This is a genomic window from Mesorhizobium sp. 131-2-1, from assembly GCF_016756535.1.
In the GTDB taxonomy this organism is placed as follows: Bacteria; Pseudomonadota; Alphaproteobacteria; order Rhizobiales; family Rhizobiaceae; genus Mesorhizobium.
The window spans coordinates 2,751,767-2,774,233 of the sequence record NZ_AP023247.1; the positions used below are offsets into that span (position 1 = coordinate 2,751,767).

21 protein-coding genes are annotated in these 22,467 nt (G+C 64.6%); 13 read left to right on the top strand and 8 right to left on the bottom strand.

The genetic code is table 11. From position 1 onward, the window contains the following. Positions 1-135 precede the first annotated feature (135 nt). The 7 genes from lpxC (at position 136) to JG743_RS13240 (ending at position 8,501) form a co-directional block, all read left to right on the top strand. Positions 136-1,083 carry a UDP-3-O-acyl-N-acetylglucosamine deacetylase gene (lpxC, locus tag JG743_RS13210; RefSeq protein ID WP_202300801.1) on the top strand — a complete coding sequence of 316 codons (948 nt, stop codon included), beginning with the start codon at positions 136-138 and terminating at the stop codon, positions 1,081-1,083. Between the two features lie 216 nt (positions 1,084-1,299). Continuing rightward, positions 1,300-2,169, top strand: coding sequence for an outer membrane protein assembly factor BamD (locus tag JG743_RS13215; RefSeq protein WP_202300803.1), 870 nt, complete (start codon positions 1,300-1,302; stop codon positions 2,167-2,169). A gap of 8 nt (positions 2,170-2,177) precedes the next feature. Beyond that, positions 2,178-3,851, top strand: coding sequence for a DNA repair protein RecN (gene recN, locus JG743_RS13220; RefSeq protein WP_202300805.1), 1,674 nt, complete (start codon positions 2,178-2,180; stop codon positions 3,849-3,851). A gap of 288 nt (positions 3,852-4,139) precedes the next feature. Further along, positions 4,140-6,347, top strand: a complete 2,208-nt coding sequence (gene ligA / locus JG743_RS13225) for an NAD-dependent DNA ligase LigA (RefSeq protein WP_202300807.1) — start codon at positions 4,140-4,142, stop codon at positions 6,345-6,347. Then, entirely contained in the window at positions 6,347-7,039 is a 693-nt protein-coding gene (locus JG743_RS13230; protein WP_202300809.1) for a DUF2461 domain-containing protein, read from the top strand. The genes ligA and JG743_RS13230 overlap by 1 nt, the downstream gene beginning before the upstream one ends. A gap of 440 nt (positions 7,040-7,479) precedes the next feature. Beyond that, on the top strand, positions 7,480-8,208 hold the full coding sequence (locus tag JG743_RS13235) for an AzlC family ABC transporter permease (RefSeq protein WP_202300811.1): 729 nt from the start codon (positions 7,480-7,482) through the stop codon (positions 8,206-8,208). Beyond that, complete coding sequence (locus JG743_RS13240) at positions 8,205-8,501, top strand: AzlD family protein (RefSeq protein ID WP_202300813.1); 297 nt, start codon at positions 8,205-8,207, stop codon at positions 8,499-8,501. The genes JG743_RS13235 and JG743_RS13240 overlap by 4 nt, the downstream gene beginning before the upstream one ends. Before the next feature lie 3 nt (positions 8,502-8,504). Here JG743_RS13240 and JG743_RS13245 read toward each other — a convergent pair whose 3' ends face one another. From JG743_RS13245 to JG743_RS13255, 3 genes are all read right to left on the bottom strand, one after another. Then, entirely contained in the window at positions 8,505-10,349 is a 1,845-nt protein-coding gene (locus JG743_RS13245) for an aminopeptidase P family protein (RefSeq protein WP_202300815.1), read from the bottom strand. A gap of 85 nt (positions 10,350-10,434) precedes the next feature. After that, entirely contained in the window at positions 10,435-11,307 is an 873-nt protein-coding gene (locus tag JG743_RS13250) for a 50S ribosomal protein L11 methyltransferase (protein WP_202300816.1), read from the bottom strand. Between the two features lie 9 nt (positions 11,308-11,316). Beyond that, positions 11,317-11,895: an SCO family protein gene (locus JG743_RS13255; RefSeq protein WP_202300817.1), complete on the bottom strand. Its 579-nt coding sequence runs from the start codon at positions 11,893-11,895 to the stop codon at positions 11,317-11,319. A 213-nt stretch (positions 11,896-12,108) separates the two neighbouring features. Between JG743_RS13255 and JG743_RS13260 the strand changes: the two genes are divergently transcribed. From JG743_RS13260 to JG743_RS13275, 4 genes are all read left to right on the top strand, one after another. Further along, positions 12,109-12,606 (top strand): cytochrome b, encoded by a 498-nt coding sequence (locus JG743_RS13260; RefSeq protein ID WP_202300818.1) that lies wholly within the window; start codon positions 12,109-12,111, stop codon positions 12,604-12,606. Positions 12,607-12,685: 79 nt separating this feature from the next. After that, positions 12,686-13,174 carry a CreA family protein gene (locus JG743_RS13265; protein WP_202300820.1) on the top strand — a complete coding sequence of 163 codons (489 nt, stop codon included), beginning with the start codon at positions 12,686-12,688 and terminating at the stop codon, positions 13,172-13,174. A gap of 121 nt (positions 13,175-13,295) precedes the next feature. After that, positions 13,296-13,937 (top strand): DapH/DapD/GlmU-related protein, encoded by a 642-nt coding sequence (locus JG743_RS13270; RefSeq protein ID WP_202300822.1) that lies wholly within the window; start codon positions 13,296-13,298, stop codon positions 13,935-13,937. Positions 13,938-14,207: 270 nt separating this feature from the next. Then, positions 14,208-14,666, top strand: a complete 459-nt coding sequence (locus JG743_RS13275; RefSeq protein WP_202300827.1) for a low affinity iron permease family protein — start codon at positions 14,208-14,210, stop codon at positions 14,664-14,666. On the opposite strand, the gene JG743_RS13280 is transcribed toward JG743_RS13275, so the two are convergent. Next, complete coding sequence (locus tag JG743_RS13280; RefSeq protein WP_202300829.1) at positions 14,653-15,513, bottom strand: SDR family NAD(P)-dependent oxidoreductase; 861 nt, start codon at positions 15,511-15,513, stop codon at positions 14,653-14,655. The two genes, JG743_RS13275 and JG743_RS13280, sit on opposite strands and share 14 nt — an antisense overlap. Before the next feature lie 131 nt (positions 15,514-15,644). Between JG743_RS13280 and JG743_RS13285 the strand changes: the two genes are divergently transcribed. Further along, positions 15,645-15,926 (top strand): hypothetical protein, encoded by a 282-nt coding sequence (locus tag JG743_RS13285; protein ID WP_202300830.1) that lies wholly within the window; start codon positions 15,645-15,647, stop codon positions 15,924-15,926. Between the two features lie 132 nt (positions 15,927-16,058). Here the strand turns inward: JG743_RS13285 and JG743_RS13290 are convergent, their stop codons facing one another. Together JG743_RS13290 and JG743_RS13295 are read right to left on the bottom strand one after the other, a co-directional pair. Continuing rightward, positions 16,059-16,634 (bottom strand): TMEM175 family protein, encoded by a 576-nt coding sequence (locus JG743_RS13290; protein WP_202300831.1) that lies wholly within the window; start codon positions 16,632-16,634, stop codon positions 16,059-16,061. Positions 16,635-16,791: 157 nt separating this feature from the next. After that, positions 16,792-18,264 carry an MATE family efflux transporter gene (locus JG743_RS13295; protein WP_202300832.1) on the bottom strand — a complete coding sequence of 491 codons (1,473 nt, stop codon included), beginning with the start codon at positions 18,262-18,264 and terminating at the stop codon, positions 16,792-16,794. A gap of 311 nt (positions 18,265-18,575) precedes the next feature. Between JG743_RS13295 and JG743_RS13300 the strand changes: the two genes are divergently transcribed. Continuing rightward, positions 18,576-19,382 carry a L,D-transpeptidase gene (locus JG743_RS13300; protein ID WP_202300833.1) on the top strand — a complete coding sequence of 269 codons (807 nt, stop codon included), beginning with the start codon at positions 18,576-18,578 and terminating at the stop codon, positions 19,380-19,382. A gap of 78 nt (positions 19,383-19,460) precedes the next feature. Here the strand turns inward: JG743_RS13300 and JG743_RS13305 are convergent, their stop codons facing one another. Next, positions 19,461-20,927: an esterase-like activity of phytase family protein gene (locus JG743_RS13305; RefSeq protein ID WP_202300835.1), complete on the bottom strand. Its 1,467-nt coding sequence runs from the start codon at positions 20,925-20,927 to the stop codon at positions 19,461-19,463. Between the two features lie 323 nt (positions 20,928-21,250). Next, a complete protein-coding gene (locus tag JG743_RS13310) occupies positions 21,251-22,276 on the bottom strand; it encodes a LacI family DNA-binding transcriptional regulator (protein ID WP_202300837.1) in 1,026 nt (341 codons plus the stop codon). Positions 22,277-22,467: the final 191 nt, after the last annotated feature.

Sequence of the window (22,467 nt, forward strand, 5' to 3'; positions counted from 1 at the left end):
GTTGGCCCTGCCTGCCGATCATATCAAGAGCCGCACGGCCTTGTTTATTTTGCCGCATTCATGCGCACGCCAGGTGATCCATTTGGCCGCAAAATACTCGGGGAGCCGATAAAGCGGACGCAGGCAGTATGGGCCATGGGGTTTGTCTTGCACGACTATCAGACGACACTTAAATCGCGCGCGACTCTTACGGGGACCGGCGTTCACAGCGGCAAGCCCGTCACCGTCAATTTCCTGCCCGCGGATGCCGATACCGGCATCGTCTTCCAGCTTTCCAATGGCGGCGAGAGCCGCGAGTTCCGCGCGCTGGTCTCGGAAGTCGGCGCGACCGACCTCTGCACCATGCTCGGCGATCCGGCGGGCGACCACATCGGCACCGTCGAACATCTGATGGCCGCGGTCTTCGGGCTTGGCGTCGACAATCTCGTCATCGAGATCGACGGCCGTGAGGTTCCGATCCTCGACGGCAGCGCCGTGCCCTTTGTCGAGGCCTTCGACCAGGCGGGCATCGAGACGCTGCCGGTCAAGCGCCGCTACATCCGGGTGGTCAAGCCGGTCCGCATCGAGAATGGCGCCTCATGGGCCGAGTTCAGGCCCTATGACGGCACGCGCTTCGAGATCGAGATCGATTTCGAGAGCCCGGCCATTGGCCGCCAGCTCTTCGCATCCGACATCAACCCCGACATTTTCCGCCGCGACATCGCGCGGGCCCGCACCTTCGGCTTCATGAAGGACGTCGAGCGTCTCTGGGCCGCCGGCTATGCGCTCGGCGCGTCGCTGGAGAACTCGCTGGTGATCGGCGACGACAACCGCGTCATCAACATGGGCGGCCTTCGCTACACCAACGAATTCGCGCGCCACAAGACGCTGGATGCCATGGGCGACTTGGCGCTTGCCGGCGCCCGCTTCATCGGCTGCTTCCGCTCCTATCGCGGCGGCCACAGGATGAATGCGGCGGCCTTGCGTCGGCTTCTGTCCGACCGGTCTGCATTCGAGATCGTCGAAACCACACGTCGCGAGCGTGGCCGCAGCGCCGAAATGATTGCCGTGAGCGCGCCACTCTACGCGCCCTGGATGATCTGATTCTTAACGATTTTCTGGCTTTGTGGCGCCCGACCGGTGTTGCATGGATGCATCATCGGTGGGTGAAATCGTCCCATTGCGGCGCCAGCGCCAAACCGCCACAAAAATGTGCGATTGGCCGGAGATAGCGTTGCCGGGCACGGCGGTTATGGTTTATGGCTGCTGCCCCAGAGCGAAATGACGACTGAAATGACGCCGAAAGGGCGGAATCCAATCATGTTCTTCAAGCGAGTTGGTCAATCGAAAGCGCCGCACCGGGCTGTTTTCCTGGCGCTTTCGGTGGTTGTTCCATCGCTCTTCCTGTCGGCCTGCATGTCCTCCGAGAAGGACGTCGACCTGTCGACCTATGTCGATCAGACCGAGCCGGCCGACGTCCTCTACAATCAGGGCCTCGCCAATCTGAACGCCGGACGCCTGCAGGAGGCGAGCCGCAAGTTCGACGCCGTCGACCGCCAGCATCCCTATTCGGAGTTCGCCCGCAAATCGATGGTGATGGGCGCCTTCGCCGACTACCGGCAGGGCAACTATGACGAGGCGATCGGCTCGGCCAAGCGCTATCTCACGCTCTACCCGTCGACGGACGACGCCGCCTATGCCCAGTACATCATCGGGCTGAGCTACTACCGTCAGATCAAGGACGTCACGCAGGACCAGAAGGAAGCCCGTCTCACCGTGCAGACGATGCAGGATCTGGTGACGCGCTGGCCGACGTCGGAATATGTCGACGACGCCAAGGAGAAGATCCGCTTCGCCACCGACCAGCTCGCCGGCAAGGAGATGCAGATCGGCCGCTACTATCTCGAGCGCCGCGAATACATCGCCGCGGTCAAGCGCTTCCGGACCGTGGTCGAGAACTATTCCAACACCCGCCATGTCGAGGAGGCGTTGGCGCGCCTGACCGAAACCTACTACGCCATGGGGCTGACCTCGGAAGCGCAGACCGCCGCGGCGGTGCTCGGCACCAACTATCCCGACAGCCAGTGGTACAAGGATTCCTACAAGCTCCTGCAGAGCAACGGGCTTGAGCCGCGCGAAAATGCCGGGTCGTGGATATCCAAGGCCGGGAAACTGATCACCGGCGCCTGACGTCCGCGATGCTGTCCAGGCTGTCGATCCGCGATATCGTCCTGATCGAGAAGCTGGACATCGACTTCTTGCCCGGTCTCTCGGTGCTCACCGGCGAGACCGGCGCCGGCAAATCCATCCTGCTCGATGCGCTGTCCCTGGCGCTCGGCGCGCGCGGTGATGCGTCACTTGTTCGCCACGGCGCCACGCAGGGTCAGGTCATTGCTGTGTTCGATGTGCCGCGCAACCATCCGGCCCGCGCGCTGCTTGCCGACAACGCCATCGAGGATGATGGCGACATCATCCTGCGCCGGGTGCAGACGGCCGATGGCCGCACGCGCGTCTTCGTCAACGACCAGCCGTCCAGTGTCACGCTGATGCGCGATGTCGGCCATGCGCTGGTCGAGATCCATGGCCAGCATGACGAGCGCGCCCTGGTCGATCCGGGTGCGCATCGCGAATTGCTGGACAGTTTCGGCGGCCATCTCGGCGCCGCGCGCGCGGCCGGCGAGGCCTGGCGCTTCTGGCGCGGCTGCGAGCAGGATCTGGCAAAACACCGCGCCAAGGTTGAGGCCGCCGCGCGCGAAGCCGACTATCTGCGCGCCTCGGTCGCGGAACTGGCGAAGCTCGATCCGCAACCGGGCGAAGAGAGCGAGCTTGCCGAACTGCGCGCCCAGATGATGCGGGCGGAGAAGATCGCCTCGGAAATCCATGACGCGCAGGACGTGCTTTCGGGACCATCCTCGCCGTTGCCGCAGTTGGCCAGCCTGCTACGGCGCCTGCAGCGCAAGGCGGGCGAGGTGCCGGGGCTGCTCGACGACGTCGTGAAGTCGCTTGACGAGGCGATGCTGTCGCTCGATGCGGCGCAGTCCGGCGTCGAGGCGGCACTGCGCGCCACCGAGTACGATCCGCAACGGCTGGAGAAGGCGGAGGAGCGGCTGTTTGCGCTGCGCGCCGCCTCGCGCAAGCACAGCGTCGCGGTGGACGATCTGGCGCAGTTGCGCGATACGATGGCGGCTGATCTCGCCGATCTCGATGCCGGCGAGGAGCGCCTGCATGGGCTGGAGAAGCAGGCGGCCGCGGCGTGCGAGGCCTACGACATTTCCGCCGCGCAACTGTCATCGCTTCGTCACGCGGCCGCGGTCGGGCTGACCAAGGCGGTGATGGCCGAATTGCCGGCGCTCAAGCTCGAACGCGCCGAATTCATCGTCGAGATGGCGAGCGATGCCGAGAGCCGCATGGAAGAGGGCATCGACCAGGTCGAGTTCTGGGTGCGTACCAATCCGGGGACGCGGCCCGGCCCGATGATGAAGGTCGCTTCCGGCGGCGAGCTGTCGCGCTTCCTGCTGGCGCTGAAGGTGGCGCTGGCCGATCGCGGTTCGGCGCCGACGCTCGTCTTCGACGAAATCGACACCGGCGTCGGCGGCGCCGTGGCCGATGCCATCGGCCAGCGGCTGGCTAGGTTGTCGAAGCGCGTGCAGGTGCTGTCCGTCACCCACGCGCCGCAAGTGGCGGCGCGCGCGGCAACGCATTTCCTGATCTCCAAATCCGGCGGCACCGACAAGGTCGCCACCGGCATCGCCGAGATGGACCGGCCGGCGCGCCAGGAGGAGATCGCGCGCATGCTGGCCGGCGCCACTATCACCGACGAGGCGCGCGCGGCGGCCGAGCGGCTGCTGCGCGAGAACACGGCGGCAGCCTAGCTAGGCTGTGCTGATATTCAGGTGAGGCCGGCCTGCGAAGGGCGGCTTCCTGCGCTTCCGGTGCTCACGTACCCAAAAGTACGCTCCGCTCCGGTTCTCGGAATCCACCCTTCTCGACTCGGCCTGACCTGAATCTCAACACATCCTAGGTGCTTGATTCTCCGTGCTTGGAATCTGAGTCAGGATATGGCTGCATCTTGCTGTTCGGGAATGATTTTGACGCAACCCGACTCCCGATCGGCGAATCCTGATTTATAGTGGCGCGCCACAACTCAGGGACTGCCAAGCATGTCGGAAAAACAAGTCGATTCGCTCAGCGAAAGCGAAGCCGCAGACGAGCTGAAGCGGCTGGCCGAGGAGATCGCCGAGCACGACCGGCGCTATCATACCGAGGATGCGCCGACAATTTCCGATGCAGAGTATGACGCGCTGACGCGGCGCAATCTCGCCATCGAGCATCGTTTCCCGGACCTGGTGCGTGAGGATTCGCCGTCGCGCCGCGTCGGCGCGCCGCCGGCGGAAGGCTTTGCCAAGGTACGTCATGCCGTGCCGATGCTCAGCCTCGCCAAGGCCTATACCGATGAGGACGTCGCCGACTTCATCGAGCGCGGCCGGCGGTTCTTCGACCGCGACAAGGATCTGGACATCGCCTTCACCGCCGAGCCGAAGATCGACGGGCTGTCGGCCTCGTTGCGCTACGAACGCGGCGTGTTCGTGCAGGGCGCAACGCGCGGCGACGGCGCCGTCGGCGAGGACATCACCGCCAATCTCAAGACGATCGCGGATATACCGAAGACCCTGAGGGGCTCAGGCTGGCCCGAAAGCATCGAGATCCGTGGAGAAGTCTACATGACCTATGCGGAGTTCGAGGCGCTGAAGGAACGCTCGGCGGCTGCCGGCGGCCAGGACTACGTCAATCCGCGCAACACGGCGGCCGGGTCGCTGCGGCAGAAGGATCCGTCGGTCACCGCCAGCCGCAACCTCAAATTCTTCGCCTATGCCTGGGGATACACGACAGAGGATCCGGCTCCGACCCAGTACGATTCGGTGCAGAAATTCGCCGAGTGGGGGTTCAAGATCAGTCCGCTGATGGTGCGCGCCAGGTCGGTCGAGGAATTGATCGCGCATTATCACCGGATCGAAGAGCAGCGCTCGTCGCTGGGCTACGACATCGACGGCGTCGTCTACAAGGTCGACCAGCTTGAATTGCAGCGCCGCTGGGGTTTCGTCACCGGGGAACCCCGCTGGGCCGTCGCGCACAAGTTCCCGGCCGAACAGGCGATGACGACCGTACAGAAGATCGACATCCAGGTCGGCCGCACCGGCACGCTGGCGCCCGTGGCGCGGCTGGCACCCGTCACGGTCGGCGGCGTCGTGGTCGAGAACGTCACGCTGCACAATGAGGACTATATCAAGGGCCTGGACAGCAACGGCCTGCCGATCCGCGACGGCATCGATGTCCGCATCGGCGATACCGTGGTGATCCAGCGGGCAGGGGACGTCATTCCGCAGATCGTCAGCGTCGTCATCGACAAGCGTCCGGCCGATGCCGTGCCTTATGAATTTCCGCATACGTGCCCGATCTGCGGCTCGCCGGCGACGCGCGAGATCAACGAGAAGACCGGCAAGGAGGATTCCCGCCGGCGCTGCACGGGCGAATTGATCTGCGCCGCGCAGGCCGTTGAGGGACTGCGCCATTTCGTGTCGCGCGGCGCCATGGATATCGAAGGGCTGGGCGCGGAAAACATCGACCTGTTCTTCAACTCCGGGCTGATCAAGACCGCCGCCGACATTTTCACGCTCAAGGATCGCCGCCCCGACGTCACAAGGGCGCTGGCCGAGCGGCGCGAGGAGCAGGCGAGGCAGCGCGAGGCGGCATCGGGCAAGACGCGCAAGAATGTGCGCAGTGTCGAGGAGCGCAACTATGAAGGTCTCGACAAGCTCTTCGCCGCCATCGACGCACGCCGCGAGCCGGAACTCGACCGCTTCATCTTTGCGCTCGGCATCCGCCATATCGGCGAGACGACGGCCGCCGTGCTCGCGCGCACCTTCTCGACCATGGAGGAGCTGATCCGCGCCGGCAAGGAGACGGCCAAGGCCGACGACCCGCACACCGTCTTCCCGTCGATCAATGGCATCGGCGACACGGTGATCGGCGCGCTGCGCGATTTCTTCGGCAATCAACGCAACGACGACGTGCTTGAGAAGCTGCTCAAGCAGGTCGAGCCGAAGCCGTACGTTGTGGACATCTCGGCCGGCAGCGAAGTCTCCGGCAAGACGGTCGTCTTCACCGGTTCGCTGGAGAAGATGACGCGCTCCGAGGCGAAGGCGATGGCGGAACGCCTGGGCGCCAAGGTCGCGGGCTCGGTTTCGGCGAAGACTGATCTGGTCGTGGCCGGGCCGGGCGCTGGCTCGAAGCTGAAGGATGCCACCGCGCTTGGCATCGAGGTGATCGACGAGGACACCTGGCTGCAGCGAATCGGCAGGGGCGGCTGATGGCCGGCACGTTCAAGGGCTTCGGCCAAAAGGCCATTCCATTCCTGAAGGCGCTCGACTTCCACCAGAACCGGGAGTGGTTCCAGGAGAATCGCGACCTCTATGAAAGCGAGTTGCACGAGCCGTTCTGCGATCTCGTCGAGACGCTGACCGAGCGTTTCGCTGCTGCCGGTCTCGGCTTGCGCGGCGACCGCAAGAAGTCGCTGTTCCGCATCAATCGCGACGTGCGCTTCTCCAAGGACAAGCGGCCCTACAACCGGCATCTGTCGGCCATCCTGTCGCCCGACGGCACCAAGATGGAGCAGGGCGTCTTCTACGTGCATATCGGGCTCGAACGATGCTTTTCAGGCGTTGCCTGGTGGCAGCCCGGTCCCGAACTGCTGCTCGCCATGCGCAACGCCATCGCGACGCGGCCGGACAAGTATCGCGCCCTGCTGGCGGCCTTGAAGAAGAACCGTCTCGAATTCGAGACCAAGGACCGCATGAAGCGCATGCCGCGCGGCTTCGAGCATGTCACCGACACCGACTTGGCCGAAGCCATCCGCAACCGGCACTTTTACGTCCAGCAGGCAATCGACCCGGCGGGAATCCACTCGGCCGCGCTGGTCGACGAGCTCGTCGATTTCACCTTGCGCGCCAAGCCGTTGCTCGACTGGGGCAGGGCGATCCAGGGCAAGCCAGTGCAGGCCTAGTTTCGCCTTTCAGCAGGTGCGGAGCCATTGTGATTCCGGGTCGATATATTGTTCTGACAGCAGCGCTATTCGGCCTCGCCGGCTGCTTTGTTGGCGAAACTTTTGATGCCGTTTACCTGCACCGGGGCGCAGACGGCGCCAATGCCGAGTGCTCAAGCGGCACCTATGGCGTCAACATGTTAGGACGAAGCAAGAATCCACTACTGAATGTCACGCGATGTGTGGCGGCTTGTGAGAAAGCGGGTTTTGTCGTTGTCAGGAGCTTTCCGCGACTTGATCTCTTGATCGAGACAAAGGAGCTTGGCGACATTCCGGAAAGTGAGTGCACGATATCGCATAAATCCTAGCGCCAATCAGTTCCGCTGATCGTTGCGCTCAAGCGAATTGGTGTGACAAGAAAGGCGGCGCTCCCTACATCTGGCCCTCCAAGGGAGCGAACGATGTCGGCGGAAGCGATCTCCGAAAGCAACGTGAAGAGTGATTTCTGGGACGGCGTGCGGCTGAGCATGCCCGTCGTGGTCGCCTCGGCGCCATTCGCCCTGCTGTTCGGGGCGATCGCCGTCGACAATGGTTTTTCGGTGCTCGAAGCCTTCCTGATGAGCGCGCTGATCTTCGGCGGCGCCAGCCAGATGGTCGGTATCGAACTGTTCGGCCAGCATGTCGCGCCATGGCTGATCGTGCTGTCGATCTTCGCCGTCAATTTCCGCCACGTGCTCTATTCAGCCGGCCTCGGCCGGCGCATTTCGCATTGGCCGGTGGTGCAGCAGGCGCTCGGCTTCTTCATCATGACCGACCCGCAATATGCCGTTTCCGAGGCCAAGGCAGTGTCCGGCGAGACGGTGGGCTTTGCCTGGTATCTCGGGCTCGGCCTGCCGGTCTATGTGTTCTGGGTGATCGAAAGCGCGCTCGGCGCGGTGTTCGGCAAGCTCATCCCCGACACGCACGCGCTGGGCATCGACTTCCTGCTGCCGATCTATTTCCTCGGCCTCGTCATGGGCTTCCGCAAGCGGCCATTGTGGCTGCCGATCGTCGCGGCAAGCGCAGTCGCCTCGATCGTCGCCTACAAGACGGTCGGCTCGCCCTGGCATGTCTCGATTGGCGCCATCGCCGGCGTGCTGCTCGCCGTCATCCTGCCGCCGCACCACAGCGGCGTGGGGGAACGGCCATGAGCGCCACCTTCTGGATCATCATCGCCGGCGCGATCGCGACCTATCTCACCCGCGTCGGCGGGCATCTCATCATCTCGCGCTTCGATAGCGTTCATCCGCGCGTCGAGGCCGGCTTGAATGCCGTGCCGGCGGCGGTGCTGACAACGCTGGTGGCGCCGGCCGTGCTCGGCGCCGGCCCCGCCGAATGGGCGGCGCTGATCGTCACCGCGGTCGTGTCGTTGCGCGGTGGGTTGATGTCGATGTTCCTAACGGGCGCCGCCGTGCTGATTCTTGCCAGGCAGTTCGTCGGATAGAAATCAGATCTTGGCGTCGTGCGGCAGCGGCGCGGTCGCTTTCTCCAGCCAGGCCAGCGTCTCGCCGTCGAGCATCGGTCCGATCTCGGCCAGCACGCGCGCATGGTATTCGTCCAGCCAATGCAATTCGTCGCGTGTCAGCAATTCGGTGCGCACAAGACGCTTGTCGATCGGCGCCAGCGTCAGCGTCTCGAAGCCGTGCATGGCGATGTCGCCACCCTCCAGCGGCTCGGCCGGCGTCACCAGCACCAGGTTCTCGATGCGGATGCCGTAGGCACCTTCCTTGTAGTAGCCGGGCTCGTTGGAAAGCATCATGCCGGCGAGCAGCTTCTCGGTGCCGGTGCGGGCGATGCGCTGCGGGCCTTCATGGACGGCTAGATAGGAGCCGACGCCGTGGCCGGTGCCGTGGGCGAAGTCGCAGCCATGCTTCCACAGCGCCATCCGCGCCACGGCATCGATTTCGGAGCCACGTGTGCCGGCGGGGAAACGCAGCATGGAAATGCCGATCATGCCCTTCAGCACCAGCGTGAAGCGCTCGCGCATCTCCTCGGTCGGCTGGCCGATCGGCACGGTGCGGGTGATGTCTGTGGTGCCGTCCTGATACTGGCCGCCGGAATCGAGCAGGAACAGCTCGCCATCGGACAGCTTGCGGCTGGTGGCGCGGGAGACGCGGTAGTGCATGATGGCGCCGTTCGGGCCGGCGCCGGAGATCGTGTCGAAGGAGACGTCGCGCAGCGGCATCTGCGTTTCCTCGCCGGTCTGCCGGCGCACCTCCTCCAGCCTGGTGACGACGGCGATCTCGTCGAGCGTGCCCGGCTTTTGCCGGTCGAGCCAGCAGAGCAGCTTGGCGATAGCCGCACCGTCGCGACGGTGCGCGGCGCGGCTGCCGTTGATCTCGGCCTGGTTCTTGGTGGCGCGCGGAATGCGGGCCGGATCGGGCGCGGAAACCACCGTGCCACCATTGGCCTCGACGAGCATCCCAAGCTTCTCGGCCGCCAGAACGGGGTCGAGCGCGATTCTGGCGCCACCCTTGGCCAGCGTGACAACAGCCGCTTCGAACTCGCCGGGCTCGTGCAGATCGGCAAGCTGCGTCAGATAGGCGGCAACCATGCGCGGGAACTTGCGCTGGTCCATGAACAGCTGGTGCTTGCCATCGGCGGCAAGGATCGCGAAGCCGAGCGCCAGCGGCGTGTGCGGCACGTCGCCGCCGCGGATGTTGAAGGCCCAGGCTATCGAAGACGGGTCGGTGAGCACCGCATGCGTCGCGCCTTCCTTGTCGATCGCCGCCGCCAGCCGCGCCAGCTTGTCCTTGGCCAGTTCGCCGGCGAAGCCGATGGGATGGATCTCGACCGGTGCCAGCGGCAGCTCGGGCTGGTCCTTCCAGATAATGTCGATCGGGTTCTTGTCGAGCGGCACCAGCGTCGCGCCGGACTGCTCGGCCGAAGCTTTCAGCGCCTTGATCTCGCTCAGCGTATGCAGCCAGGGATCGAAGCCGAGCCTTGCGCCCTTACCGAGATTGTCCTTGATCCAGGAGGCGGGCGGGTTGTCGACGAGGCTCTCGATCGAGAAGATGTCGAGATCGACTTCGCTGCGAACCTGCAGCGTGTAGCGCCCGTCGACGAAGACGAAGGCGCGGTCGCTAAGAACGATGGCGACGCCCGCCGAGCCGCTGAAGCCGGTCAGCCATTTCAGCCGCGCCGAGCGGTCGGCGACATATTCGCCCTGATGCTCGTCGGCGCGCGGCACGATGAATCCGTCGAGCCCGTTTTCTGCCAGCCATTGCCGCAGCAGCGCCACGCGCGGCTTGCCGACAGACGGATCGCCCGCCGAATCGAAGGTCTGGAACATGATGGGCCTCCTCTGTTCGACGCGACCGTAACGCATGGCCCCCAAAACCGGAATCGATTTCCGGCAGGGTCAGATTGGTCCAGTTTCAGCGCTTGAGATGGATCGTCACCCAGCCTTCGCGGTGGAGGGTGCGGACGTGGCGAAAGCTCTGGCCGACATAGGCCGAGACAACGGCGTCGCGCTGGCGGTCGAGGATGCCGGACAGCACGATCGAGCCGCCCAGCCTGATGTGCTTCGCCATCTCCGGCGCCAGCCGCATCAGCGGCCGCGCCAGTATGTTGGCAACGATGAGGTCGAAGGGCGCGCGCTTGCCGAAGATCGGGTGGTGGAAGCCCGGCGCCGTTACCGTTTCCACCAGCGCCTTGACGTGGTTGAGGCGCGCATTTGCGGCGGCGACCTTGACCGCGACCGGGTCGATGTCGGTCGCCAGCACCGGGATATGCGCGAGCCTGGCCACCGCGATCGCCAGCACGGCGCTGCCGGTGCCGAGGTCGAGCGCGTTGCGTGGATGCTCGCGTCGGACGACCTTTTCCAGCATTTCGAGGCAGCCGGCGGTGGTGCCGTGGTGGCCGGTGCCGAAGGCAAGCCCAGCCTCGATCTCAATGGCGAGGTCGCCGCTGTGGCGCTTGTCGCGGTCATGCGCGCCGTGGACGAAGAAGCGGCCGGCGCGCACCGGCTTCAGCCCTTCAAGCGAGCGCGCCACCCAGTCGACGTCGGGAAGCTGCTCGCGCTCGATCTGTTTCTTCAGCGCCAGGCCGGCCAGGATGGCTTTGACCCGGTTCTCGACCGCATCGACGTCACCATCGGCATAGAGCGAGACTTCGTGGATGTCGCGATCCTCGTCGATCTCCAGCACGGCAAGCGGCAGGCCCTCATCCTCGAAGGCCGCATCGAGCGCGGCAAAGATGCGGTCGGCATCGATCTTGCCGGCGGTGAAATGGAGCCGCGTCTGCGCCATGGGATGGTGTCAGCCTTCGTTCGCCAGGCGCTTCAGCTTGGCAACAGCCGTTTCGGCGCTTTCGCCATAGGCGATGGTGCCGGAGAATTCGCCCTTCCCATTGAGCAGCAGCACCGAAGCGGTGTGGTCCATCGTGTAATCGCCGTCGCCGGTATCGACCTTCTTCCAGTAGATGCCGAAGGCTTTGGCCATGGCATGGACCTTGTCGGGGTCGCCGCTGATGCCGACGATGCGGTCGGAGAAATTGCCGACATAGGCTTTCACAACTTCGGGCGTGTCGCGCTCGGGGTCGACGGTGACGAAATAGGCATTGAGGTTCTTGCCTTCGTCGCCCAGCGTCTTCAGCCAGCCGGTCATCTCGAAGAGCGTGGTCGGGCAGACCTCGGGGCAGTGCGTGAAGCCGAAGAAGACGACGCTCGGATGGCCCCTGAATGCGGCTTCGGTGATCGGCGCGCCCTTCTGGTCGACCAGCGCGAAGGACCCGCCGTAGGGCTCGCCGCCATAGTGGCCGCGATACCAGTCGAAGGTGAGCCAGCCGATGCCCGCCGCCATCAGGACGAGAATGCCGACCAGGATTGAACGCATCATCAGGAAATGTCCGTCGCGATCTTCCATTGGGCGCCCAATCGGGCACCTTGCCCGAGCAGTCTTAGCGGGTAGAGGCGGCCGTGGCAAAGATGCCGCGTTGCCGCAACCGGCCCGATGCGGGCCGTGGCCGTGGATGCATATTACCAATCCTTAATTTGACCGGTTTTTCTCCCAGCCTATCTTCGCGATAGACAATTCAGCGATGGACCGGACATGCAGGCAGCCTCCTATTCGAAGACCCAGATCTGGCTGCATTGGAGCATCGCCGTGCTGATCCTGGTTCAATTCCTCGCCCATGACGGCATGGAGCATGTCTGGCGCGCCTTTCGCCGGGGGCAGGAGGCGGCCGCCGGAGATATACCGTTGGCCTACATGCATGTCGTGCTCGGCCTCGCGGTGCTGGTGCTGGCGGCGTGGCGGCTTTGGCTGAGGGCGACGCGCGGCGTGCCGCCGGTCTCGGGCATGGAGCATCCGGCGTTGTGGCTGCTGGCCAAAGCCGCGCATCTGGTGATCTACGCCCTCATCTTCATCGTACCGCTTTCCGGCGCCGCCGCCTGGTTCTTCCAGGTGCCAGGAGCCGGGCTGGTGCATGTGCTTGGCAAGGACATCCTGCTCTATGTCGTGCTGCTGCACGTCGCCGGCGCGCTGGTCCAGCACTTCGTCCTCAAGACCGACGTGCTGCGACAGATGCTGAGGTTCCGCCAGGCCTAGCGCGTCGCCCGTCGGTCGCCTTGCAAACGGCGCGCTTCCATCCCACCTGAGACCGGCAACTCGAACCGAGGAGGCTCTCTTGCAAAAACTGATCGGCGGCGCGCTTGCCGCATGCCTCGTTCTTGGCGCTGGCGCCGCGGCGGCAGAGGAAGTCGGCAAGGTCGGCGTCGACTGGGTCGGCAACGACATCATGGTCGAGGCGATCAAGGATCCGAAAGTGGAGGGCGTCACCTGCCACGTCGCCTATTTCGATCGCAGCGTCATCGATCGCCTGCACAAGGGCAACTGGTTCGAGGATCCGTCCGATTCCTCGATCTCCTGCCGCCAGACCGGGCCGATCACCATCGGCGACATCGACATGGGCGAAGGCGGCGAGGAGGTGTTCAAGCAGGGCCTCAGCCTGATCTGGAAGAAGCAGGTGGTGAACCGCATCTACGACAAGAAGAACGAGACGCTGATCTACCTCTCGCATTCGCGCCAGGTGCAGAACGGCTCGGCGAAGATGTCGGTCACAACGATCCCGCTCTATGGCCAGAACGTGGTGTGGACCAAGGGCAAGCCGCAATAGCCGGTTCGCACTCTCTGGGCGTGTTTGACCACGCGACAATTGCTTCCGCCTTGCGGCAGCAATTGCGCGGGACAATTGCTTCCGCCTTGCAGGAGCAATTGCGCGGGGGTAAAGCCGCCTTGTGGACCATGCCGAAAACCTTGTGCTGAAAGATCCGGAGCCGCGTATCCATCCGACCGCGGAACTGAAGGCGTGCAAGCTCGGCCGCTACGCCTCGATCGGCGAGCGGGTGATCCTGCGCGAAGTGACGGTCGGCGACTTCTCCTATTTCGAGCGCCATGCGGAAGCGATCTACACGACGATCGGCAAGTTCTGCTCGATCGCCGCCAACAGCCGCATCAATGCGCTCGAGCATCCGATCGAGCGGCTGACACAGCACAAGGTCAGCTACCGGCCGAACGAATATTTCCGCTGGCTGGGCGTCGACGCCGGGTTCCGGGAGCGGCGGCAGGCAAGGTCGGTCAGCATCGGCCACGATGTCTGGATCGGCCATGGCGCAGTGATCATGCCGGGCATCACCATCGGCAATGGCGCCATCGTCGGCGCCAATGCGGTGGTCACGCATGACGTGCCGGCCTACACGATCGTCGCCGGCGTGCCGGCCAGGCCGCTTCGCCAGCGCTTCAGCGCCGAGATCGCGGCGCGGATCGAACGCCTTACCTGGTGGGACTGGCCGCCGGAGAAACTGGCCAGGGCGGTTCCCGACATGCAGGCCCTTCCGATCGAAGAATTCCTCGACCGCTGGGAAAACAACGCTTCCTGATTCGATTGGAGGCTGCCGCGCGCGATCGTTTTCCGCGCAAAACGAACCCCTTCCGCCATGCGGGGGTGGCGCAGCGGAAGGGGTCGGAGGTAAACCGCCGTGAAGCGGAAGGAACAGGCTTTCCTGCCTGCTCCGGCACTATCGCAACAAACCCATAAGGTGTTTTTTCCCAAGCCTGCGCTTTCCGCGTGTGCCCGATTGCACGCCGTGGGGAACCGGGAGCGTGTGTTGGCTGTTTCTTTCGCAGTTCGCGACTGCCGAGGAATTCCGATGATCGAGAGGCTCTTCACCAGGATTGCCAATTGGGTGGCTCATGTGGCCGGCATGCCGCCGACCTTCGCCGCCTGCGTGCTGATCGTCGTCGTCTGGGCGCTGAGCGGGCCGTTCTTCGGATTTTCCGATACCTGGCAGCTGGTCATCAACACCGGCACCACCATCGTCACCTTCCTGATGGTGTTCCTCATCCAGAACACCCAGAACCGCGACGGCGCGGCTATCCAGGCCAAGCTCGACGAACTGATCCGGGCCGGCAAGGCGCACAACACCTTCATCGGCATCGAGCACCTGACGGAATCGGAAGTCGAGGAGATTCGCGACAAGTGCGAGCGGGCGGCGAAACGGCATGACCGCAAGATCGCCGAACTGGCCGCCAAGAAGGCCGTCGCGTCGAAGCCCGGGCCGAAGAAGCAGGCTGCTGCTTCGGCCGGCCGCCAGACTAGCGGTTCATGAAAGCCGCGAAAGCATCCTTGTGGTCCGGATGCCAGCGCGACAAAGCGGGGCGGTTCTCGATGATGTCGCCAATCGCCCAGGCCATGCGTTTTTCGTCAGTCGTCCGCGCCACCTCATTGTCGGGGCACAGGATGTAGAAGTCGCTGCGTAGCAGCGAAGAAAGCATGAAGTCGATGACCTGCTCGCCTGTCCAGGCGCCGGCCGGCTTTTCCGTCGCGCCTTCGGTCAGGCCGGTATAGGTGAAGCCCGGAATGAGCAGGTGGGCGGAGACCTTCGCGCCCGGCTCGTTGCGCAGGGCGTGTGCAAGGCCCTCGGTGAAGGTCTTAACGCCGGCCTTGGAGACGTTGTAGGCGAGGTTGCCGGGCGGCGTGGTGATGCCTTGCTTCGAGCCGGTGTTGATGATCAGACCGGGCTTGCCGGATGCCAGCATGCTTGGCGCGAACGCCTCGACGCCATGCACGACGCCCCAGAAATTTATGGCGAGCAGCCGCTTCCAGGCATCGCGGTTTTCCCACGGCTTGCCGGGATTGTTGCCGACGCCGGCATTGTTCATCAGCAAGGATACGGCGCCGAAGGCTGCTCCAACCTTTTCCGCCAGACGGTCGACCTCGTCAGCCTCGGAAACATCGGTGGCGACGGCAAGCACGTCGCCGCCGATCGCGGCGACCGCCCGACCTGCTTCGTCGAGGCGTGCGCCGCCAATATCGGCCAGCACGATCTTCATGCCCATTGCCGCGAACCGCTTGGCGGCGGCGAGGCCGATGCCGCTGGCGCCGCCGGTGACGACGGCGACATTGCCGGAGGCGAGGGCGGGCAGGGCGGTCTGGATTTCGGCGTCGGTGGTCATTGCGAGGTCCTTGTTTGGGGTGGCGCCGAACTTAGCGCCGGATGGCGCCCTGGCAAGTCTGCCTGGCGTCTTCGGGTTGACCGGGCGGCGGCGGCTGCGCATGCTGGCGTCTGCAAACGGAGGTTCGGCGATTGACCGACTGGGTCGAAATCCTGAAGGAGCAGACCGCCACCGGCGACCAGATGGGTCGCGAGGTGCCGAAGATGCTGGCCAATCCCGACATCAACGAGGCGCAGGTCAAGACGCTGTTCTCGGCTTTGGAAAAGCAGGCGGAGTTCGTCGAGAAGCTGCGCATGGCGCTGGAGAAATTCGACCATGACTTTCCGGTCATCAAGGCGGCCGAGCGGCTGGAGGAGCGCTATGCCGACCTCGCCGCGTCGGTCGCCGAAAAGCTGAAGGCGATGCGGACGTAGAGCGGTTCACCGTTTCACGGAAACGGCGAGCCGCTCTATCTCTTTGTTTTTCCGCAATTCCGGACAGGAGGCTACGGCGAAGTCGCCGAGCCCAACCGTTTCACACTTTTCCTGGAATTGCTCTTGCAACGCCTATTTTTCGATAAGCCTCTCGAACCGCCTGTCCGGCACGAACCAGGTTATCGCCACCGCCACATAGAGCGCAACGCCGATCCACTGGTTGACGAAGGTGAGCAGCACGCCCGCGATATAGACCGCCAGCGAGATCTTGCCTTTTGTGTCACGGCCGACCGCCCTGGTGAATGTCGTGTCCGCGCCGTGCAGGTGGCGCAGCTTGGTGACCAGGATCGTGTAGGCGACGGCGCACAGCGCCAGGTCGATGCCGTAGACGGCGACAGGAACCGGCGCGAAATGGTTCTCGCCCATGAAGGCGGTCGTCGCCGGCATCAACGACAGCCAGAACAGAAGGTTGAGGTTGGCCCACAGGACACGTCCATCGACGCGCTGTACGGTGTGGAACATGTTGTGCAGGTTGTTCCAGTAGATGCCGACATTGATGAAGGAGAGCACATAGCTGAAGAAGACCGGCCACAAGGGCGCGAGTGCTGCAAAATCCTCGCCATGCGGCACCTTCAGCTCCAGCACCATGATGGTGATGATGATGGCGACGACGCCATCGGTGAATGCTTCGACCCGTCCTTTTCCCATCGATTCTCCCCCCTCTGGACCAAGCGAAGGGTACGAGAGGATTTCGCGCGACGCCATACTGACCATCCTGTCAGGAGCGCGATGACGGCAAGCTGCCTTTGCCGGCATGATCACGATCTTCGCGGTGGAGGCACCAGCCTTGTGGACACGCTTGTCTTCAGCCGTTCGGCGTCTCGGGCGCCATGTTCGCGCGCTGGCGCGGCACGCCGAGGCCGGTGTCCGGCGGCTCGCCGGCGGCCGGCCTGCCCTCGATCATGTGCATGGTGCGCCAGCCGCCGAAGCGGTAGTAGGCGGCGGCCAGCGCCAGCGAGGTGACCGAGCCGGCCGGAAAGCTCCACCACAGCGCCTCCTCGCCGATCACGCTCCTGAGGAAATAGGCAAAGCCGGTGCGCACGATCAGTACCGAGATCACCAGGATGATCAGCGGCGGCATCACCGCGCCGGTGGCGCGCACCGTGGCGAACAACACGATGGTGACGCCGAACAGGATGAACGACCAGGACGCGACGTTGTTGATGTGGGCGGCTATGTCGATGGCCGCGCTGTCGGTGCTGAGGAACAGGCTGAGGATCGAACGATCGAAGAGGAACAGCAGGAAGACCAGCGCGCCGGTCAGCGCCAGATTGAAGCCGACGCCCGAAGCGGCGACCTTGCCGATACGGTCCCAGCGCCCGGCGCCGACATTCTGCGCCGCCATCGAGGAGACGGCGGCGCCGATGGCCAGGGCCGGCATCTGGATATAGGTCCAGAGCTGCGCGGCAATGCCGTAGGCGGCGGCGACCTGCGAGCCGTAGGAATTGACGATGCCCATCACCGTCAGCGCCGCGACCGAGATGACGATCATCTGCAGGCCCATCGGCACGCCCTTGAAGACGACGATCCTGAGCAGCGTCGGGTCCGGCCGCAACAGGGCCAGGTTGGCACCGGCGAGCCTGAGTGGATGCTTGCGCGCATAGAGCACGACGAGGATGGCGATGACGCTCACCGTCTGGCCGATCAGCGTCGCGGTGGCTGACCCGGCAATGCCGAGTTCGGGGAAGGGGCCGATGCCGCGGATGAGCAGCGGGTTGAGCACGATGTCCAGCAGAACGGCCAACGCCATGAATACGAACGGGGTGCGTGAATCGCCGGCGCCGCGCAGGACCGTCATGACGAAGGACAAGAGGTTCATCATCGGCACGGCGACGAAGATGATGCGCAAGTAGGAGCGCGCCAGCGGCAGCGCGTCGGCCGGCGTGCTGAGCGTGTTGAGTATGGCGTCGACCCAGACCCAGCCGCAGACGGCGAACACCACCGAGACGAGGAAGAAGAAGGTGGCGCTGGTGCCGACGATGCGGCGCGCCTCCGGCAGGTCGCGGGCGCCAACCGACTGCGCCACCAGGATGGTGGCGGCCATGCCGATGCCGAACACCGTGCCGAGGATCAGGAACAGCACCAGATTGGCGTTGGAGGTCGCGGTCAGCGCCGCTTCGCCGAGGAAGCGGCCGACCCAGACGGCGTTGATCGAGCCGTTGAGCGACTGCAGCACGTTGGAACCGAGCACGGGCAGGGCGAACAACAGCAGCGTGCGCGGGATCGGGCCGCTGGTGAGGTCGCCGGTGCGCCGGCGGGCGTGCGTCTTCTCATCCATGGTGGGCTGTTTGGCAAAGGCTGGTTTTTGAGTCCGGTCGGTGGATGATTGCCGATTTAACGGGACAGGTCGATCCGGCATCGGAAATTCGCCTGGAGCCGGATGATTTCAGGTCGAAACGACCTGAAATCTGAATCCGTCTCCAAATCAAAGAGATAGAGCATGATGTCACCCGAAAACCGCTTCACACTTTTCGGCATCATGCTCTGACGTGTCCTGGCTCGGTCATGTTCTCAAAGCTTCCCGAATGGGATATTGATCCCGGGTGCGTGGGGACGCACTCGTTAGATCTTATGGATAGCTGGGGGATCATGTCCGATAGTCCGCTGTTTCTTGAGCGCCTGAACCGGCGTGTGTTTCTCGGTGCATCCGCCTTGGGCGCGGCCTCCGTTGCGCTTTCGGCATGCACCACGACGGACGTGGCACCGTCGCCAGCGGCGCCGCCAGTACCCGCGCCGCCGCCGCCAAGCGAGTCGGCTTTCGGGGCTGCCGAAAGCATGTATGCGGCGCGTGTCGACGAGGGCTATCAGCTGCCGGCAATTCCGGTAGCCAAGCTCGATCCGAAGTTCGTACGCCAGATCGTGCCCGACCCGACCGGAGAAAAACCTGGCACGATCGTCGTCGATACCTCCGAGCACTTCCTCTATCTGGTGCGCGACGGCGGCCAGGCCATCCGCTATGGCGTCAGCCTCGGCAAGGCCGGTTTCGGATGGACCGGCAGCGCCGTGGTTCAGGCAAGGAAGAAATGGCCGGTCTGGACGCCGCCGCCGGAAATGATCCAGCGCCGGCCGGAACTGGCGAAATACAAGGACGGCATGCCGCCCGGCCCGCAGAGCCCGTTGGGCGCCCGGGCGCTCTATCTTTTCCGCGATGGCAAGGACACGATGTACCGACTGCACGGCACGCCGGAGTGGGATTCCATCGGCAAGAACGCTTCGTCCGGCTGCGTGCGCTTCATGAACCAGGACATCATCGACCTCTACAGCCGGGTCGACGGCGTCGCGCAGGTCTACGTGCGCCCGAACCTGTCGCCCGCCGGGAAGATCAGCGCCGTGTCTAACCGGACGGCCGAGCCGATCGATGCCGGCGTGCCAAGGGACGCCGAGTTCTTGAAGTAGGCACCTTCACGGCATCGGTGATCGTCGACAAGAGTTTGGAGGCGAACGCGCTCGGCGGGTCCGCTTCCCTGTCTCGTGCTAGTTCGTCGCGAGGTTCGGCAGCGTGACCTGATAGACCAGGAACATGGTGTCGACGTCGGCGCCGTCCTCGGCCTTGTAGGGCGCACCGACCTGGAAGCCGTCCTGGGTCAGGAAGTCGTTGTCATTGGCGACGAACAGGAAGTAGTCGTCGGGCAGCTTGGGATCGAGCACGCTGACCAGCGACATCGCCTCCCACTTCTCCGAGAGGTTGTCCTTGTCGTTGGGCTTGCCGTTGTGCAGGCCGAAGCGGCCAAGCTGGGCCTTGTCGTTGATGTCGATGAACGGCGTGACCTTGGCCGGTGTCACCGATGGATCGAGCACGCCCTTCGGCGCCACCGGCTTGTCGGCGGCGTCGAACGGACCGCCGGCGATGTCGGTCGCGCCGGAGAGGTCGACGATATTGATCTTGCGATAGAGCGACTCTTCGCCCTTCACACCCTGGCCGTTGCCGCTGTCGCGGGTGAGCATCAGGAAGCTGTTGCCGGAGAGCGCCACGATCTCGCTCTGCGCCGCCACCTTGGTCTTGTCCTTGGCGTCCTTGAACACCGGCAGCGGCACGACATATTCGTGCGCCAGCTTGAGATGGGCGAGGTCGGAGGCGTCATAGACCAGCGCCCTGGTGTTCTGGCGGGTCGATCCGGAATCGCCGCCATCCTGGCGCGGCGCCGACTGCAGCACGGCGATAAGCAACTTGCCGTCCGGCGTCAGCGACATGCCTTCCAAGCCCTGGTTGTTCTGGCGGCCGGTCTCGGGATCCTTCGGATCGGGCTCGGCAGCATCTGGGCCCGGATTGTCGGAGGCGAAGTTCGGCTTGCCGTGGCGCATCGGCACCAGGGCCGCCGGCGGTTGGGTGGCCGACATGAGGCGGCCTTCAGCCGAGAAACGATAGATGTTCGGACCGTATTCGTCGGAGATGAACATGGTGCCGTCGGGCAGCCGCACAATCGCCTCGTCGTCGAGCGACAGCTTGCCATTGTCAGCCTGCGGCAGGATCGGCATGTCGCCGGCGGCGGGACGCACGCCGTTCAGCGGGTCGAGACCGGTGGCATCAGTGCCCTTGTCGTCGGTCAGGAGCATGGTGTCGGCGAGCGTCGCCTTGACGCCCGACTGCTCCTGTCCGGCGGCGGGCGCGGCGCCCGGGGCGGTCGGGGCCAGATCGATCGAAATGGTGTTGAGGCGGGCCCGGTAGTCGGTGGTGCCGACGACGTTGTAGCCGCGATCCGGCAGCAGCCAGAGCGAGCCCTTGTACGCGTTACCCTCACGCGACCAGCCCTTGACGTCGATCGCCATGCCGGAGCCGGAGCCGAAGGTCTCGCCGAACTTGTCCTTCTGGCTGGCGGGGATGCGGCCGACGCCGACCAGCCCCTTGTTGACATAGGCGACGCCATCGGCGAGCGCCGGTGTCAGGGCAGTGAACAAAGCGAGCGCGACGCCGAGCGAGACAGTTCGGTGCAGGTTTTTCATCGATATCCCCTTGTGACGAGCAGAACGGCCAATGGCTGAAAGGGCGCGGCATCGACGATGCGGCCCCGGGTCCGTTGCGTGGTCTAGGACCTGAACGTGATGGTTGCGTGACAGGAGGGGTGCACTTGCCTTCTCCCCTTGTGGGAGAAGGTGGCCGAGCGAAGCTCGGACGGATGAGGGGTGCTGGACGGAGCGCTACCTTGAAGATGCAAACGCTTAAAATCTCTAGTATCTTTTGACGCCGCGTTTCTTCCAGCACCCCTCATCCGTCTCGGCGCTACGCGCCGATCCACCTTCTCCCACAGGGGGAGAAGGGAAGGGCACTAGTCACTCTCTCTTGCGATCAGCTCCAGCGGCCAGACCTCGCGCATGATGCGCGCCCCTTCCGAGCCGGCGAAGGCGGGCAGCGAGGCGAGCAGCATTTCGGCCAGCCGCCGGCCCATCGGCTCCAGCGCCGGGCGGAAGGCGGTCAGCGCCGGCGAGAAATAGCGGCAGAGCGGGGTATCGACGATGACGATCACCGCGATGTCGTGGCCGGGCCTGATACCCATCTCGGCGAGCGCCTTGCAGCCGCCGAGCGCCATGGCGTCGTTGTTGAAGATGATGGCGGTCGGCCGGTCCTTTGCCAGCATCACGCGCGGCGTCACCTGGTAGCCGCCGGCCTCGTTGATGAAGCCGTCGGCGATCAGGGCGGGGTCGACCTCGATGCCGTGTCGCTTCAGGGCCTTGCGGTAGCCATCGAGGAACAGGTAGCCGAAATTGAGGTTGAGGGCAGGGCGGATGGCGGCGATGCGGCGGTGGCCGCGCGCCACCAGCCGGTCGACGGCGTCGCTGCCGGCCTTCTCGAAATCGAGATCCAGCGAAGGGTATGACTTTCCGCCCGAGCGGCTGCGGCCGAGCGTGGCGAAGGGAAAGCCCCTCTCGGTCAGGTAGTCGATGCGCTCGTCCTCGCGCCGCGTCCAGGCCAGCACCACCGCGTCGGCCCGGCGCGTCTCGACGACGCGGCGCAGGCGTTCCTGCTGGTAGTCGCCGGGCGCGCCCATCACCACGGTCAGGTCGAGCCCGCTTTCGGCGAGCCTGCCCTGCAGCCCGATCAGGAGCGGGATGAAGAACGGTTCGCCATATTGCTGGTCGCCCGGATGCGGCTGCAGCATGAAGGCGATCGAATGGGTGGCCCCTTGCCGCAAGCTGCGGCCGGACTGGTTGGGGGCGTAGTTCAGCTTCTTGGCCGCTTCCAGCACGCGCTGGCGCGTGTCGGCATTGACGTCGGCGCGGCCGTTCAGCGCGCGCGACACGGTGCCGATCGAAATGTTCAGATGACGCGCAAGGTCGTGGATGCTGGACGCCAAGGACGGTTCTCCCCCTGCCTTGGCTAGCACTGGCTGCCGCTCAGGCCAAGACTTCGGGACGATTTTTGCAAGCAGCCAGTTGACATTCTACGTCATCGGGTGTGTTCTCGTAAACGTTTACGGAAAAACGTTTACGGTGATGCCGTGGATGCCGTGACGATCGGCCTGGAGGGGCCGAGCGGAGGAGGAAC

Bases quoted from the DNA above. Each gene is read 5' to 3' on its own strand.
- JG743_RS13300 (WP_202300833.1), top strand. From the start codon at position 18,576: ATGTCCGATAGTCCGCTGTTTCTTGAGCGCCTGAACCGGCGTGTGTTT.
- JG743_RS13290 (WP_202300831.1), bottom strand. From the start codon at position 16,634: ATGGGAAAAGGACGGGTCGAAGCATTCACCGATGGCGTCGTCGCCATC.
- ligA (WP_202300807.1), top strand. From the start codon at position 4,140: ATGTCGGAAAAACAAGTCGATTCGCTCAGCGAAAGCGAAGCCGCAGAC.
- JG743_RS13245 (WP_202300815.1), bottom strand. From the start codon at position 10,349: ATGTTCCAGACCTTCGATTCGGCGGGCGATCCGTCTGTCGGCAAGCCG.
- JG743_RS13305 (WP_202300835.1), bottom strand. From the start codon at position 20,927: ATGAAAAACCTGCACCGAACTGTCTCGCTCGGCGTCGCGCTCGCTTTG.
- JG743_RS13240 (WP_202300813.1), top strand. From the start codon at position 8,205: ATGAGCGCCACCTTCTGGATCATCATCGCCGGCGCGATCGCGACCTAT.
- JG743_RS13295 (WP_202300832.1), bottom strand. From the start codon at position 18,264: ATGGATGAGAAGACGCACGCCCGCCGGCGCACCGGCGACCTCACCAGC.
- recN (WP_202300805.1), top strand. From the start codon at position 2,178: ATGCTGTCCAGGCTGTCGATCCGCGATATCGTCCTGATCGAGAAGCTG.
- JG743_RS13280 (WP_202300829.1), bottom strand. From the start codon at position 15,513: ATGACCACCGACGCCGAAATCCAGACCGCCCTGCCCGCCCTCGCCTCC.
- JG743_RS13215 (WP_202300803.1), top strand. From the start codon at position 1,300: ATGTTCTTCAAGCGAGTTGGTCAATCGAAAGCGCCGCACCGGGCTGTT.
- JG743_RS13260 (WP_202300818.1), top strand. From the start codon at position 12,109: ATGCAGGCAGCCTCCTATTCGAAGACCCAGATCTGGCTGCATTGGAGC.
- JG743_RS13255 (WP_202300817.1), bottom strand. From the start codon at position 11,895: ATGATGCGTTCAATCCTGGTCGGCATTCTCGTCCTGATGGCGGCGGGC.
- JG743_RS13235 (WP_202300811.1), top strand. From the start codon at position 7,480: ATGTCGGCGGAAGCGATCTCCGAAAGCAACGTGAAGAGTGATTTCTGG.
- JG743_RS13275 (WP_202300827.1), top strand. From the start codon at position 14,208: ATGATCGAGAGGCTCTTCACCAGGATTGCCAATTGGGTGGCTCATGTG.
- JG743_RS13250 (WP_202300816.1), bottom strand. From the start codon at position 11,307: ATGGCGCAGACGCGGCTCCATTTCACCGCCGGCAAGATCGATGCCGAC.
- JG743_RS13230 (WP_202300809.1), top strand. From the start codon at position 6,347: ATGGCCGGCACGTTCAAGGGCTTCGGCCAAAAGGCCATTCCATTCCTG.
- lpxC (WP_202300801.1), top strand. From the start codon at position 136: ATGGGGTTTGTCTTGCACGACTATCAGACGACACTTAAATCGCGCGCG.